Source organism: Vibrio chagasii (assembly GCF_002954585.1).
In the GTDB taxonomy this organism is placed as follows: domain Bacteria; phylum Pseudomonadota; class Gammaproteobacteria; order Enterobacterales; family Vibrionaceae; genus Vibrio; species Vibrio chagasii_A.
This window is the reverse complement of sequence record NZ_MSCI01000002.1, coordinates 1,675,688-1,690,194: the sequence shown is the minus strand read 5'-3', so window position 1 is coordinate 1,690,194 and position 14,507 is coordinate 1,675,688. Positions and strand designations below refer to the sequence as shown.

At 44.6% G+C, this 14,507-nt stretch carries 13 protein-coding genes; 12 read left to right on the top strand and 1 reads right to left on the bottom strand.

Features of this window, described 5'->3' with window-relative positions; all coding sequences use genetic code 11:
- Positions 1 to 54 precede the first annotated feature (54 nt).
- From BTO10_RS15945 to BTO10_RS15920, 6 genes are all read left to right on the top strand, one after another.
- On the top strand, positions 55 to 1,443 hold the full coding sequence (locus BTO10_RS15945; protein WP_105025201.1) for a di-heme oxidoreductase family protein: 1,389 nt from the start codon (positions 55 to 57) through the stop codon (positions 1,441 to 1,443).
- Positions 1,444 to 1,604: 161 nt separating this feature from the next.
- Positions 1,605 to 2,666: an imelysin family protein gene (locus tag BTO10_RS15940; protein ID WP_105025200.1), complete on the top strand. Its 1,062-nt coding sequence runs from the start codon at positions 1,605 to 1,607 to the stop codon at positions 2,664 to 2,666.
- The gene (locus BTO10_RS15935) at positions 2,656 to 3,741 is read left to right on the top strand and encodes a DUF1513 domain-containing protein (protein WP_105025199.1); all 1,086 of its coding nucleotides are present in this window, start codon (positions 2,656 to 2,658) and stop codon (positions 3,739 to 3,741) included. Before BTO10_RS15940 ends, BTO10_RS15935 begins: the two co-directional genes overlap by 11 nt.
- Positions 3,742 to 3,820: 79 nt before the next feature.
- On the top strand, positions 3,821 to 5,359 hold the full coding sequence (locus BTO10_RS15930; RefSeq protein ID WP_105025198.1) for a L,D-transpeptidase family protein: 1,539 nt from the start codon (positions 3,821 to 3,823) through the stop codon (positions 5,357 to 5,359).
- Between the two features lie 199 nt (positions 5,360 to 5,558).
- Positions 5,559 to 6,107 carry a YcbK family protein gene (locus BTO10_RS15925; RefSeq protein WP_105025197.1) on the top strand — a complete coding sequence of 183 codons (549 nt, stop codon included), beginning with the start codon at positions 5,559 to 5,561 and terminating at the stop codon, positions 6,105 to 6,107.
- 100 nt (positions 6,108 to 6,207) lie between these two features.
- A complete protein-coding gene (locus BTO10_RS15920) occupies positions 6,208 to 6,861 on the top strand; it encodes an MBL fold metallo-hydrolase (protein WP_105025196.1) in 654 nt (217 codons plus the stop codon).
- 120 nt (positions 6,862 to 6,981) lie between these two features.
- On the opposite strand, the gene BTO10_RS15915 is transcribed toward BTO10_RS15920, so the two are convergent.
- Entirely contained in the window at positions 6,982 to 7,782 is an 801-nt protein-coding gene (locus BTO10_RS15915) for a DUF2982 domain-containing protein (protein ID WP_105025195.1), read from the bottom strand.
- 220 nt (positions 7,783 to 8,002) lie between these two features.
- Between BTO10_RS15915 and BTO10_RS15910 the strand changes: the two genes are divergently transcribed.
- The 6 genes from BTO10_RS15910 to BTO10_RS15885 all read left to right on the top strand — a co-directional run bounded on the left by BTO10_RS15910 (position 8,003) and on the right by BTO10_RS15885 (position 14,105).
- A complete protein-coding gene (locus BTO10_RS15910) occupies positions 8,003 to 8,395 on the top strand; it encodes a hypothetical protein (protein ID WP_004740184.1) in 393 nt (130 codons plus the stop codon).
- 503 nt (positions 8,396 to 8,898) lie between these two features.
- A complete protein-coding gene (locus tag BTO10_RS15905; protein ID WP_004740182.1) occupies positions 8,899 to 9,993 on the top strand; it encodes a TRAP transporter substrate-binding protein in 1,095 nt (364 codons plus the stop codon).
- A 197-nt stretch (positions 9,994 to 10,190) separates the two neighbouring features.
- Complete coding sequence (locus tag BTO10_RS15900) at positions 10,191 to 10,721, top strand: TRAP transporter small permease subunit (protein ID WP_004740180.1); 531 nt, start codon at positions 10,191 to 10,193, stop codon at positions 10,719 to 10,721.
- A 9-nt stretch (positions 10,722 to 10,730) separates the two neighbouring features.
- Positions 10,731 to 12,014, top strand: coding sequence for a TRAP transporter large permease (locus tag BTO10_RS15895; RefSeq protein WP_008224281.1), 1,284 nt, complete (start codon positions 10,731 to 10,733; stop codon positions 12,012 to 12,014).
- A gap of 104 nt (positions 12,015 to 12,118) precedes the next feature.
- On the top strand, positions 12,119 to 13,474 hold the full coding sequence (locus tag BTO10_RS15890; protein WP_105025194.1) for a cache domain-containing protein: 1,356 nt from the start codon (positions 12,119 to 12,121) through the stop codon (positions 13,472 to 13,474).
- Positions 13,467 to 14,105 carry a response regulator transcription factor gene (locus tag BTO10_RS15885; RefSeq protein WP_105025193.1) on the top strand — a complete coding sequence of 213 codons (639 nt, stop codon included), beginning with the start codon at positions 13,467 to 13,469 and terminating at the stop codon, positions 14,103 to 14,105. The genes BTO10_RS15890 and BTO10_RS15885 overlap by 8 nt, the downstream gene beginning before the upstream one ends.
- Positions 14,106 to 14,507: the final 402 nt, after the last annotated feature.

Below are 14,507 nucleotides of genomic sequence, written 5' to 3'. Positions count from 1 at the left end.
AAAAAAAGCCACTTCCTTATAAAAACTAAAATCAAAAATTCAGCAAGGCACTGTATGAAGTCGTATCTATCAGCCTCACTCTTAACTGCACTGTTTTTCTTATCTCCATTACACGCCCATGAAACCTACTCCGGTGGTAAAACAACCGTGAAGAAAGATGGGGCGAATGCTTTTTCTCTTCCTGCTGCTAACTTGCCAATGAGCAAGCGCTTAGATTTCAGCGTAGGCAACAGCTTCTTTAGAAATCCTTGGGTACCCGCTCCATCATCAACTGACGCTCGTGATGGTCTAGGTCCGCTATTTAACACCAACGGTTGCCAAAACTGTCATATCAAAGATGGGCGAGGCCACGCGCCAGAAAAAGGCGATGAGAACGCCGTGTCTATGCTGGTTCGCCTTAGTATCCCAGCAGAAACACCTGAGCAGCGACAAGCCTTTATTCGCGATGGTGGTATTCCAGAGCCAACATACGGCGGTCAGTTACAAGACTTTGCACTTCAAGGGGTAAAACCAGAGGGCAAGGTGAACATCAGTTACACAGATGTGCCTGTTACTTTTAAAGACGGCACGGTTGTTACTCTGCGTAAACCTTCTTTAAAGATCACTGAACTTGCTTTCGGTGAAATGCACCCTAAAACAGAATTCTCAGCTCGTGTTGCGCCACCGATGATTGGTTTGGGTCTGCTCGAGAGTATTCCTCAAGAGACGATTCTTGGTTTCGCGAAGCAACAAACAGCGGATAACCAAGGCGTATCAGGTAAAGCCAATTACGTTCTTGATGTCCGCACAAATGAAATGGCACTGGGACGTTTCGGTTGGAAAGCTGGTCAGCCAAATCTCATGCAGCAAAATGCGGCAGCATTTAACGGTGATTTAGGCTTAACAAGCAGCTTATTCCCGAACGAAAACTGCACCTCAGCTCAATCAACTTGTAATGACTATCCAAATGGCGGTGAGCCAGAAGTGAGTGACAACATCCTCGACTTTGTAGAATTCTATTCTCAACATTTGGCGGTCCCAATCCGTCGTAATGTTGATGATCCGGCTGTCATTCAAGGCAAAAAATTGTTCAAAGACATTGGTTGCCAAAGTTGTCACCAAGCTGAAATTCGTACAGCCAAGCGCGAAGGTTTGCCAGCACTATCTGACCAGTTAATCAGCCCTTATACCGATATGCTGCTGCATGATATGGGCGAAGGCCTAGCGGATAATCGACCAGAGTATCTAGCGAATGGACGTGAGTGGCGAACCACGCCATTGTGGGGTTTAGGTTATACAAAAGAAGTGAATGGCCACACCTTCTTGCTGCACGATGGCCGAGCAAGAAACGTGATGGAAGCGGTACTTTGGCATGGTGGTGAAGCTGAGATGGCGAAACAGAAAGTGTTGTCGCTGAGTCGTAGCGAACGTGAAGCACTGCTAACGTTCTTAGATTCACTATAAGCTAACTTGAACTCAGTTGGGCCAAAGGCTTGATGAGTAAAGCAAGTAAGTGAATAAATGACTGACTGCCGCTGGACTTGTAGAAATACGAGCGCAGCGGTAGTTTTCATATTTAATGAACTCATATAATTAAAAGAAAAATTAGGAAGTAAGGTAACAGCATGGCTCAAAAATTATTGTTAATGCCTTTGTCGGTTTTAGCCATGGCAGGCTGTCAGTCATCAGGGGAACAAGCTGCTTTGTCTGAGGTTAACGGTGTGTCTTATCAAGCCGACACGACAAGTCACATTAGTCGTAGTGTGTATCAACAGGAGTTTGATTCAGCAGTACTATTCGCTAAGCAATCGAGCGAATTAGAAGCCTTGATGCAAGGTTACTGTGAAACAAATAACGTTGAGTTAGATGCAGTTAAAAATCAGTGGCAGCTCACCATGAATAGTTGGATGGCACTGCAAGGACAAGAGCGTGGTCCAACAGCGGCGTTGGAAGAGAGCTGGAATGTTCAATTTTGGCCAGACAAAAAGAACACGACGGGCCTTAAAATGCGTCAGCTGACGCAACAGAATAAAGCTTGGACTCAAGACGAAATTGCACAGCAAAGCGTGACAGTTCAAGGCTTGGGTGCTTTGGAGTGGGCGCTATATGACCAGCAATCACCATTGCTTACAGATAAGGCATCGGGTTGTCTGTCTTCACAAGCAATCGCACAAAACTTAGCAATGAAATCAGCTTCAATTGCTGCAGCTTGGCAAGTAAACCCATGGCTTGCTTTGGATGAGATGCGCTGGGAATCGGAATACATCGCTCTTTTGACGAATCAGCTTGATTACAGCATGAAGAAGTTAAGCCGTCCGATGGCAAAAATTGGTCACCCGCGCCCATACTTTTCAGAGTCTTGGCGAGCGCAAACCTCTATGACTCAACTAAAAGCGAACGTTGCAGCTCTAGAGAAATTGTATCTCGCTGACGGTAACGGCCTTGATGGCTTGCTGAGAGAGAAAGGGCTCAATGATTTGGCTGATCGTGTTGCTGATCAGTTCACACTGACATTAGAGACTTGGCCAACGGATTCGAGCTTGTTCAGTTTACTGCAGAGCAAAGAAGGTTACCGAGAGGTTCTGACTCAGTACAACAAGCTAGAACGTTTGAAGTACCTGATTCATGAAGAAGTAGCGATAGAGCTGGGCGTGGTAATAGGATTTAATGCTACCGATGGTGACTGATACTACACGAAGAAACTTACTAAAAGCAGCACTTGGGTGTGCTGCTGTCCCTGTATTGCCGTTCGGATGTGCAAGCCGTTCAGGTGAAAACGCATTGAACAAACCTCAGTTGATTGGTTGTGCGCTCAATGGTCGAGACCAGTATTCCGCGGTTGTTGCTGATGAATATGGCATGCCACTGGCTCAGCTACCGATCCCCGAGCGTGGACATGGTGTTGCCATCTGTCCAACGTCATCCCACGCAGTCGTGTTTGCTCGTCGCCCAGGTGACTATTTTATGGTGTTTGACTACAAAAGTGGTGAGCAGATAAAAATGGTAGTGAAGGCTAACAACCGTCACTTCTATGGTCACGGCGTTTACTCGTTAGACGGCACACTACTGTATGCGACTGAAGGGAAAACGGACACGAGCCAAGGCGTAATTGGCGTCTACGATGTCGCGCAAGGGTATCGTAAGGTCGAAGAATTCACCGGTTTTGGCATTGGCCCTCACGAGGTGATCATCATGCCAGATGGTAATCTTGCTATCGGTGTTGGCGGTGTACACACTGATGGCCGAACACCGAAAAATTTGGATTCCATGCAGCCTAGTTTGAGCTATGTTTCATCGCAAGGTGAGCTGCTTGAGCAGGTTGAATTGTTGGATAAGAAATTAAGTATTCGACACTTAGCGCATGACGGGGCTGAGACTGTACTTTGTGGTCAGCAATATCGTGGCGAACCTGATGAATATCCTTCACTTTTAGCCATGCATACAAAAGGCGGCGAGTTCGAATCCTTGAACGCAGAGCCAGAGCAATGGGCGAGATTTAATCATTACATTGCAAGTATCGCAGCATCCGATGATTGGATTATTGCCACTTCACCACGAGGTAATTGCTACGGTATTTGGTCTAAACAAACCAAAGAGTTAGTAGAGCTATCGGCACTGTCTGATGCCTCCGGTGCTGTGCTTCTTGATGGGGAATTTAGACTGAGTTCTGGGGCGGGGAGTGTCGTTAGTCAACGCAGACCATATGAGAAATCAACACAGCAATCATCCATTCAGTGGGATAACCACTGGAGTTCTATCTGATTTATAACGTCATCTAAAAATAACATGCTGACTCCAATTTCTTTGCCATACTTATGGGATGGATAAAGGTGGAGTGAGCATGTTAGCGAAATACTTCTGTGGATTATTGCTGCTAGTTTCCATGAACACATGGAGCTATACGAGTTCTGAGGAGCGTCGGTTTATTCCGGCTGATTCAGAGCTTTCTTTCATGCTTATCTATCCCGAACTCACCCAGAGTATTTACCAAGACACCTCATTTCCATTCTTGTGGGACTCTCCAGAGCTTGTTAAAGCGTTTGAATTCCAGTTATCGCTGATTGAACAAGCGAAGATGGCACCGCTTTTCGAACGACAGCTCAAACAGATTCGTCAGTACCAATCTCGCCAGCAGTGGCAAGAGTTAGACATACTGCTCACTGACACCTTCATTTACTATCTGAGCTACGTTGAGAATGCGCCAATCATAGGTAAGGAGTGGTATTTCTCTGGGCAGCTGCACTCTAAATTGCCCGCGCCTTCACCTCATATTGTTATGAGACTGAAGAGCAGCGTCGCCAATGATTACTTATTGGAGATGGTGTTGTCTTACGCGCCACCGGTTGGCGATTTCGACCAATTCAAAGCAACCTATTCTGTTTTAAACACGGCATCAGAGCTTGGTATTGAACGTTACCGCCAGAAAGGCCTAAAACGCTTGGGAGATAAGCTTTCAGATAAAGCAACGCTGGTCGAGCGCATTGCATTGGTTGGCGTAGATACTTCAATTATCGCTGTCGACTCCCCTCGGTTTGATCGAGACTTGCAAATCGCGACCAAAGCCTTTCAGCGTATGCATGGGATTACCGCGGACGGGATTATCGGACCAGACACGATCAAGTGGATCAATATGGGCTTTGATGATCGACTCACTTCCCTAGCATTGAACGCCGAGCGTGCCCGCTTATGGCCAAGAAATAGAGATTCACTGATTGTGGTGAACGTACCTAGTTTTGATATGAAGTACTGGGAAGACGGGGAAGAGGTTTTTGAATCTAAAGTTGTGGTTGGGAGAAAATCGAGAAAAACACCACTCTTAGAGATAAAACTTGATTCGGTTATCTTAAACCCGACTTGGAACGTGCCATGGAAAATCATGGTTAAAGATATCTTGCCTAAAGTAAAAGCCGACGAGAGCTACCTTGAAACACACAACTTTCAAGTGATCGATGGTTGGCGTTCGATGGAAACCGTCGATACTACCGAGATTGATTGGCAGACGATCAACTTCAACTCTTTTCCTTATCGAATGCGTCAGCAAGCAGGCTCTAGCAACGCATTAGGTTTGTATAAGTTCAATACACCTAACAAGCGAGCCATCTATCTCCATGACACCCCAAGTAAAAGCTTGTTTAACGATGACTTCCGCGCCTATAGCTCAGGTTGTATTCGTGTTGAGCATGCCGAGGAACTCGCGGAGTTGTTATTTGCGACTAAGGTAAAGAAAGTACCCAATCAGGATGATGAACTTGCTCCCAATACAAAGGTTCGACTCAAGAAACGAATTCCGGTACACATTATTTACCAAACCGTGTTGTTTGAAGAAGAGGGCATACAGTACCGTGGCGACATTTATCAATACGATAAACAGGGTGGCTAATGACAGATATGCATAGAATGGTGATCTTGACCAAAAAATGACAACCAACCTTCTATTGATAAAATTATAATGAGTATCAATAACTAACCGTGCAAAGGTTACAAATACTAACGTTTTGCGCGTTTTTTGTGCGTTGACGCAGCAATTTCCATTATGTATCGTGCGTTTCTTGTTCGATCTAATTGGGTTTTCTTGCTGTATGTCTCAAAGTTTATTTTCACGCCGTCAGTTCCTGACTTACGCTGGTGGTACTGCTGTTGTTGCCTCACTTACTCCTTCTATTGCCTTTGCTTCATACCCTGATCAACCAAGAACGATTAGCATGAACAACCTCCACACCGGTGAAAGGTTAGAGACCTGTTATTTCGATGGGACTAACTATATTGGTGATGAGATGGCGCGCCTTAGCAAACTATGTCGCGACTTCCGCCGCAATGAGATCCACCCAATGGATAAGAACCTCTTTGATCAGATTACTCAGATCCAAAATATCTTGGGTATTCAAAAAGAAGTTCAGATCATCTCTGGTTACCGTTCACCGGCGACAAACGAAGCGTTACGCTCTAAGTCGAGTGGTGTTGCTAAAAAGAGCTACCACATGCTTGGTAAAGCGATCGATTTCCGTATCGATGGTGTTGATTTGAAAGAGTTGAGAGATGTAGCAAGAAGCCTACAAGCGGGTGGTGTTGGTTACTATGCTCGCAGCAATTTCATTCACATTGATACTGGCCCTGTGCGAACTTGGTAGAGCAAGACTCAATGGGTGAGCAAAGCGGTAGGTACTTGTCAAAGTAGACATCCAATGTCATAGTTTGCCCAAATTTCAGTTTGCCCTCTAAGGTTTGTATATGTCTCTTAAGTATCAAGTTGTACCTGTTACCTCTTTCGCTCAAAACTGCTCGATTGTGTGGTGTGATGAAACCATGGAAGGTATCGTTGTTGATCCAGGTGGTGACATTCAACAGCTAGCTGCAATCATCGAAGAGCTGGGCGTTAAGGTAGTGAACTTGGTGCTGACTCATGGTCACTTAGATCATGTGGGTGGTACGGTGCCACTTTCTGAGATGCTGAAGGTAGAGATTGTTGGCCCACATAAGGCAGATAACTTCTGGCTACAAGGCCTAGAGAATCAAAGCCAAATGTTCGGTTTCCCACTGTGTAAAGCGTTTGAACCAAACACTTGGTTAGAAGAGGGTGACAAAGTAACGTTTGGTAACCAAGTTATCGATGTGATTCATACTCCGGGCCACACACCCGGCCACGTGGTACTGTTTAGCGAGCAAGCTCGTTTAGCGTTTGTTGGTGATGTGTTGTTTAACGGTGCCATTGGTCGTACTGACTTCCCACAAGGCGATTTCAACACGCTTATCACATCGATCAAGACTAAGCTTTGGCCACTAGGCAGTGATGTAACTTTCATCCCTGGCCATGGCCCTGAATCAACATTCGGTCGTGAGCGTGCATCAAACCCATTCGTAGCCGATGAGATGCCTTTGTACTAAGTCTGTCATAGAGCATCAGAACGATTGAAAATGAAGCTTAGCTTTTCTTCTTAAAGCTAAGCTTTTTTTATGGTTCATCGCGGATTAGCGTATAGATTTACTTTCCAAGCCTATTAGGTGTTAATCAGAAACACGCTCGGCAGCGGCTAGGTAGCGCCGAGCCAAACCTACAAACTCCTCCCCACTAATATTTAGGTCATTGGTTGATATAAAAATATCGTAGCCGTGAAAACCTCTTTGATATTTCATTCTGTTAGCGAGCATCGCCTGTAGTCCAGAATAATCTTTAATGACGGCTTTCTCGTTACTTGATGCTTTAGAGGAGTCAGATGCAGCTTGTGTTTGGCTGTCACTAAAATAGCGCTCTTCAGTGTTTTCTGATTCTTTAAATTTACTCAGTTCTACACAGCCAGCTTCAGTACAGCGAGCGTGGTAATGCGAAGAGTCGAGAACCATGTCTTCAAAGCTCGACTCCTTACCCGCTTGTTTGGCTCCCAAGTACAAAAGTGCACGCTGGCTGAGCAGTAGTTCACAGGTGATTTTTGGGCAAATGGAATCCAAGTAGGGTGAGTAATCTTTGACCTTAATACCGATCCAAGGAAGAGGTTGATGCCAGCCATCTTGTTCATAAGTACACAAGCCGATTTTTTGGATATTACTCCATTTTAAAACCCATCCACCTTTATAAAAGTGCTGCTGGAAATGTGTCGGAGTGAGTGTGAACATCACTCGGCTGCGTAGCATTAAATAATAGCCTGTTCCAAGCAACGTAATAATGCAAAAAGCGCCTACGATCAGTAACTTTGGATTATCGCTATAAAGTGCAATGATGAAGCAAATAAAGCCCAAAATAACAGCTAGAATACGGTATGCTCGAGTGAACGAAGGCAAAGAGAAATTAGTGAGATGACGAGTGTCCATAGGCAACACCAAGTTTTCATATTTTTGTCTGGATGGATAACCAGTGTATATGACCCTGAATTGATAAGTCGATGTTTAAATAATAGACGTTAGTAGACAATATCGGTATTTTTCGTCGACTTTCGGCGCTTCACTCTACAAATAGCTCCTGTTTTTTGGTATAAATCGCGCTTCAAATTTTCACCACTGCGAAAAGAGCAGTGAACTGGAGAAATATTCAATGAGACTTGCTCATAAGCGTAAGGTGCAGGCTAAACTGCAGAAACGCACTAAAGCGGCTGTAGTTAAAGCAGTGGCAACGCCGAAAAAAGCGAAGCCTGTCGCAGAGAAAGTTGTAGCAGAAAAAACTGTAGCAGCAAAACCAGCGGTAGAGAAAACAGTAGCAGCAACTAAAGAAGTTGCAGTAGCACTGACTCCTAAGCAACAACAAGTTCTAGATATCGTTGTTAGCAATGCTGAAGGCATTAACCCTAAAGGTATCGGCCTAGCAGCTGGTCAAGAAGACGCGAAAGCAGCTTCATGGGCAACAGGCGCATTGAAAAAACTTCTTGAAGAAAACCTAGTAGCGAAAGAGCAGCTAGCAGGTAACAAGGTTATCTACAAAGCTATCTAATCCCATGGGATGATACTCGCTTCGTTAAGTTTTTAAGCCTCGATTATCGAGGCTTTTTTGTATCTGCAACAAAAGACTCACTCTCATATTCCCTCCAAACTTCTTGTTTGCTTATTCAGGCTAACGTCTGGCTTTGCCTCTCATCAGTAAGCACCAAATTAGGGCGATCCTGAATAAAAATACCGATAATTTCCCCCGAAACTAAAGCGATGAATAGAGCTTCATCACGAAATAGCAAACAATTGTTAATACGGCTTCATTGTAACTACTTAGGTATTTATCAATAAACATTGTTCGTGTGAATAGTCTTGAGTCTTTAAAACTGGCATCGTCCATTTATCTCCTACGTAGTTCTACTTAGTGCTTTGGTCTAATACGTATCTCTGTGCGGAGTATCCGTGCGTGCTCTCCCTGATATCTTGTTGCCTCATCGCGGTGCACTCTTATGTTGAATCATAAAAAATGCTCAAAGAAAGAGTGTTAACCCAACAAAGGACGTGAACATGAGTCTCATTTCTAACTCCCTCACACGAGTTTTTAAAAACGTAGCGGTGACTGCTGCGGCTTGTTTAGCTTTGGTCGCTACTGGTGCAACAGCTGCGGATAAGGTTTACCGTTTAAAACTTGCTGAAACATGGGGACCAAACTTCCCAGTCTTCGGTGACGCTACGAAGAACATGGCGGCGATGGCTGAGAAAATGTCGAATGGTCGACTGCAAATCAGAATTGATTCAGCGAACAAACACAAAGCCCCTCTCGGCGTTTTTGACATGGTTAAGTCTGGTCAATACGACATGGGTCACTCAGGCTCGTACTACTGGAAAGGTAAAGTTCCAAACACTCTTTACTTCACTTCTATGCCTTTCGGTATGACGCCAGCAGAACAATATGCATGGTTTTACCACGGTGGCGGTATGGAGTTGATGGAGCAGGTTTACTCTCCACATAACTTAATGTCTTTCCCAGGTGGTAATACGGATATTCAGATGGGGGGGTGGTTTCAAAAAGAGATCAACAGTGTTGAAGATCTACAAGGTCTGAAAATGCGAATCCCTGGTTTTGCGGGCGAAATCCTAGCAGAGCTTGGCGCTAAACCGACAAACATTGCCCCGGGTGAGCTATACACGTCTCTAGAGCGTCGCACGATTGATGCACTAGAGTGGGTAGGTCCTTCTCTGGATCTACGAATGGGCTTCCACAAAATCGCACCTTACTACTACACAGGTTGGCATGAGCCAGGTTCAGAGCTTCAATTCCTAGTGAACAAACGCACTTGGAACAAGCTTCCTGAAGATCTACAAGAAATCCTGCGTGTTGCAATGCGTACAGCAGCTTACGACATGTACACACAAGCAACGCACGAAAGTGGTAAGAACTGGGTTTCTATGAAGACTGAGTACCCAGATGTACAAGTGAAAGACTTCCCGCCAGAGGTTATGTCTGCAATGAAAGAAGCGAACGATCGCCTACTTGCTGCACATGCTGAGAAAGACGAGCTAGCAAAAGAGATTCAAGCTTCACAAGCTGCTTACCTAGAGCAAGTACGTTCATGGACGGATATTTCACACAGAGCTTACCTAAATAGCCAAGCGAAATAATCGTCCCTTGTTGAACTAAATCTAAATGAACCTAAAGCTTTTCTTATTAAGAATTTAAGAGTGAATAAGCTGAGGGTTCATTTAAAACATAATAATTAAGCAGGATAAACCCTGTATTACGCTCAAGAACCTTTTCTACGTCCTACAGCTTGTTAATTCAGCTGCACGATGTCTTTTCAAATTCCATGGAGTCGGGAATGCGAAGTCTAATTTATATTGAACGCATATTTAATCGTATCGGTGATGCACTGGGATGGCTTTCCAGTATGTTGTTTATTTTACTTATCGCCAACGTCGTGTATGACGTGGTCATGAGATATGCATTCAACGATGTCTCAATTGCCTTTCAAGAGATGGAGTGGCATCTGTTCTCTGCTGTTTTCCTATTAGGTGTGCCATATGCCATCAAAGCGGGTGGTCATGTTCGAGTTGACGTGTTCTACGAGCAACTGAGCTTTAAGGCGCAAGCCATTATTGACCTGCTAGGTACGCTTATATTTCTTCTTCCTTTTTGTTTACTCGTCGCTTGGTTTGGCATCGATGTCGCCAAAGAGAGTTATGAACTGGGTGAGACCTCAGGCGATCCGGGTGGCTTGCCATATCGATGGATCATCAAAGCCATGATCCCGTTGTCGTTCTTCTTGATGGCACTGAGTGGCGTAGGTTTGATCCTGCACTCACTCAACAAGATTTTTAATCCGCACCTTATCCATGCAAATCATAAGTAGAGGCTAAACATGATTGGAATAGTAATGTTTTTTGTAGCCTTGTTTGCACTATTACTTGGCTTCCCAGTTGCGTTTACCTTTGGTGGTATCGCCTTAATTTTTGGTGTGTGGGCAGAAGGCATAGAGATGTTTGCTTTCATGCCATATCGCATTCAATCGATCATGGAAAATACGGTACTGATGGCCGTTCCATTATTCGTTTTCATGGGGCTTGTTCTGCAAAAGACCAAGCTTGCTGAACAGCTACTTGAGTCTATGGGCCGCTTGTTTGGTGGTGTGCGTGGTGGTATCGCGATTTCTACTGTACTAGTAGGTTCGTTACTTGCTGCTTCAACCGGCGTGGTTGGTGCTTCTGTTGTTGCGATGGGCCTTATCTCTTTGCCAGTAATGCTTAAGTACAATTACGACAAAGGCTTAGCCTGCGGTACCATTTGTGCTTCTGGTACCTTAGGTCAAATCATCCCACCATCTATTGTTTTGATTCTACTCGGTGATGTACTTGGTGTACCGGTTGGTGACTTGTTTCAGGCAGCTATCTGGCCGGGTGTGATGCTGGTGGGGGCGTACATTGTTTACATTTTAATATACGCAAAACTGCACCCTGAAGCCGCTCAGCCAATTGAGCGTGACGATTCAATCAGCCGTAAACAAGAAGTGATTGATGCGCTTAAAGCGATTCTTCCGCCGCTCGCGCTAATCATAGTGGTACTGGGTTCTATCTTTGCGGGTGTGGCGACGCCAACAGAGTCAGCTGCATTAGGTGGCGCAGGTGCGATGATACTTGCACTGCTATATGGTCAGTTTAGTTGGTCAATGGTGTATGACGCCTCTAAAGAAACCGTAAAAGTAACAGCGATGGTGTTTGCTATCTTGCTGGGTGCGACCGCTTTCTCAATGGCGTTTACCTACACTGGCGGTGATTATTTGGTAGAAGAGTGGATGCTACAGCTTCCTGGTGAGAAGTGGGGCTTCCTGATCATAACCATGCTAGTGATTTTGATTTTGGGTTTCTTCATCGACTTCGTAGAGATCTGTTTCATTATCGTGCCAATCTTGGCGCCTGTTGCTGAGTTAATGGGCATCAATATGACGTGGTTCGCTATCTTGATTGCAATGAACCTACAAACCTCATTCTTGACGCCACCATTTGGCTTTAGCTTGTTCTACCTAAAAGGCGTGGCACCAAAAGGTGTAACGACCAAAGACATATACCGAGGTGTGATGCCTTTCATTGTGATTCAGATACTCGTACTTGGGTCACTTCTCGCGTTCCCCGCGTTTTATGGAATGTGAGTGATACCAAGAATGTGAACGATATGTTTCAACGGCTATCTATAAATTGCTAAAATAAAACGGCTTATTGATGTTCAATAAGCCGTTTTTAGTGAGGAAAAGGAATGCCTCTAAAAGCCAAGCTGATTCTGTTGACATTACTCCCGTTGCTGCTGGTTACGGCGAGCATTAGTTGGATCTCGTTACACCAGACTAAAACCCTGGGTGACAAAGAGGTCGAGATCTTCAGAGACAGCCTGATCAAATCCCGTGAAAATGCACTTAAGGACACTGTCGATCTCGCTTTCGACGCCATCGAACACATATACAACGATCCCGATATTCAAGAAGCCCAAGCTAAAACGGAAGTTCGAGCCATATTGTCTAAACTTAGATATGGCGCGGATGGCTATTTTTTCGCTTACGATCGTCACGGAACCAATCTTGTTCATCCGATACAGCCGGAATTGATCGGCCAGAATTTACTGCAACTTCAAGATGAAGATGGTGATTTCTTGATTGAAGCCTTATTACGAGAAGCACAAACCGGAGGAGGCTTTCATCAATATTTGTGGCAAAAGCCTTCGACAGGTGAGGTGGTGTCTAAACTGAGCTATGCCGCTTGGTTGGAACGCTGGGATTGGATGATTGGCACGGGCTTGTACATTGAAGATGTGCATCAAGAAGTCGCCTCAATGCAGTCTGCGATCAACAAGAACATTGAAACCACGTTTTTCTCTATTGTGGTGATCTTGAGTGTGACGGTAGCGGTAATCATCGTACTGACTTTAGCCATCAACATGCATGAACATCGTATTGCCGATAACAACCTGAAAGAACTGGCTCATAAGACGGTGATGTTTCAAGAAGACGAGAAGAAGCATCTAGCGCGCGAGCTGCACGATGGTATTAATCAATTATTAGTGTCGAGTCGTTGCCATTTGGAGCTACTTGGTAATAAGTTACAGAGTGAAGAGCTTAAAGCTCACCTCAATAAGTCGCAGCACTCGCTGATGAGAGCCATTGAGGAAGTGAGGCACATCTCGCATCAACTTCGTCCAAGCTCATTGGATGATATTGGCTTGGAAGCCGCGTTGTCGTCTTTGCTTTTAGACTTTCAAGCACACTCGGGTATTGAGGTGGAAACCTTGTTCGCGACTAAACCGGGTAAGTTAAAGTCGGAGGCGGCGACCACCTTGTATCGAGTGGTTCAGGAGTCGTTAACCAACATAGAGAAGCATGCACAAGCGACCAAAGTAACGGTTATCGCGCAGCAAATTGGCAACGTGTTGCAATTGCTAATTCAAGATAACGGTGTTGGGTTTAATACCTATAAGGCGATGGAAAAGCGAGGGATTGGCCTAAGAAACATGCGTGAGCGAGTGGAGTTTATCGGGGGCGACTTTGAACTGATGAGCGAGGTTGGCTTCGGAACGGAAATTACAGTGTTACTGACACTAGAGGGATTAATGAATGAGTGAAGTTATTCGAGTTGTGATTGCTGACGATCACCAAGTGGTACTTGATGGCTTTATGGCGAGATTGGAACTCGAGCCTGATATTAGCGTGATTGGTACCGCGAGCAACGGCTTAGAAGCGGTTGAGATGGTTAAGACCTTACGCCCAGATGTGGTCTTGATGGACATTAGCATGCCTATCATGAACGGTATTGATGCCACCCATCTAATCAAAGAAGAGAACCCGCAAGCTAAGGTGCTGATGCTGACCATGCATAATAACCGTGAATATATCATGAAGGTGATGCAGTCGGGTGCAGTCGGCTATATGTTGAAGGAAATTTCTGCTGAAAAAATGGTTCAAGCCATCAAAACGGTCAATCAAGGTTCGACGTATTTCTGCGAAAAAGTGACTCAAAATTTGTTCACTCAGCCAATTACTCCGACACCATCTGTGAAGAATCCACTGAGTCGACGTGAGGAAGCAGTGCTGAAATTAGTGGCGAAAGGGGAGAGCAGTAAAGAGGTGGCGAAGGCGTTGAATATTAGCTACCGAACTGTCGAAACCCATCGACAAAATATTAAGCATAAGCTCGATATTCATTCTACTGCAGAGCTTGCCAAGTACGCTGTCAATTGTGGGCTTGTGGATTGAGTTTTCCTTTGAAGTAAACAGTCAGCTCAAAGCAAGCCTATTAGTCTAAATGGTGCATAGGTTAAATGATTATGATTGCTTATGTGCCTAAGCTTATTGCTAGGTTTACGAACAGAAAATCAATTGGTTAAACACCAAAATGCTTTGAGCTAAAAGTAATATTAAATAAAAGGCCGACATATTCGGCTTTTTTTTCACCGGTAATTTGAGTATTTATATGAATATTGGGTGAAAACCAAACGAACCGATTCAGGTTTACTGAAAACAACAAGTTAACCTGCTAAACTTCAGACATCCAAGTATTTGAATTAATGTGACAACAGCTTGTACTACTTGGATTGTAGGGTCGAGTTTGTGATTGGGTCACAGGTAAGTAAGGGATATTAGTAGTATTCCGTAGAG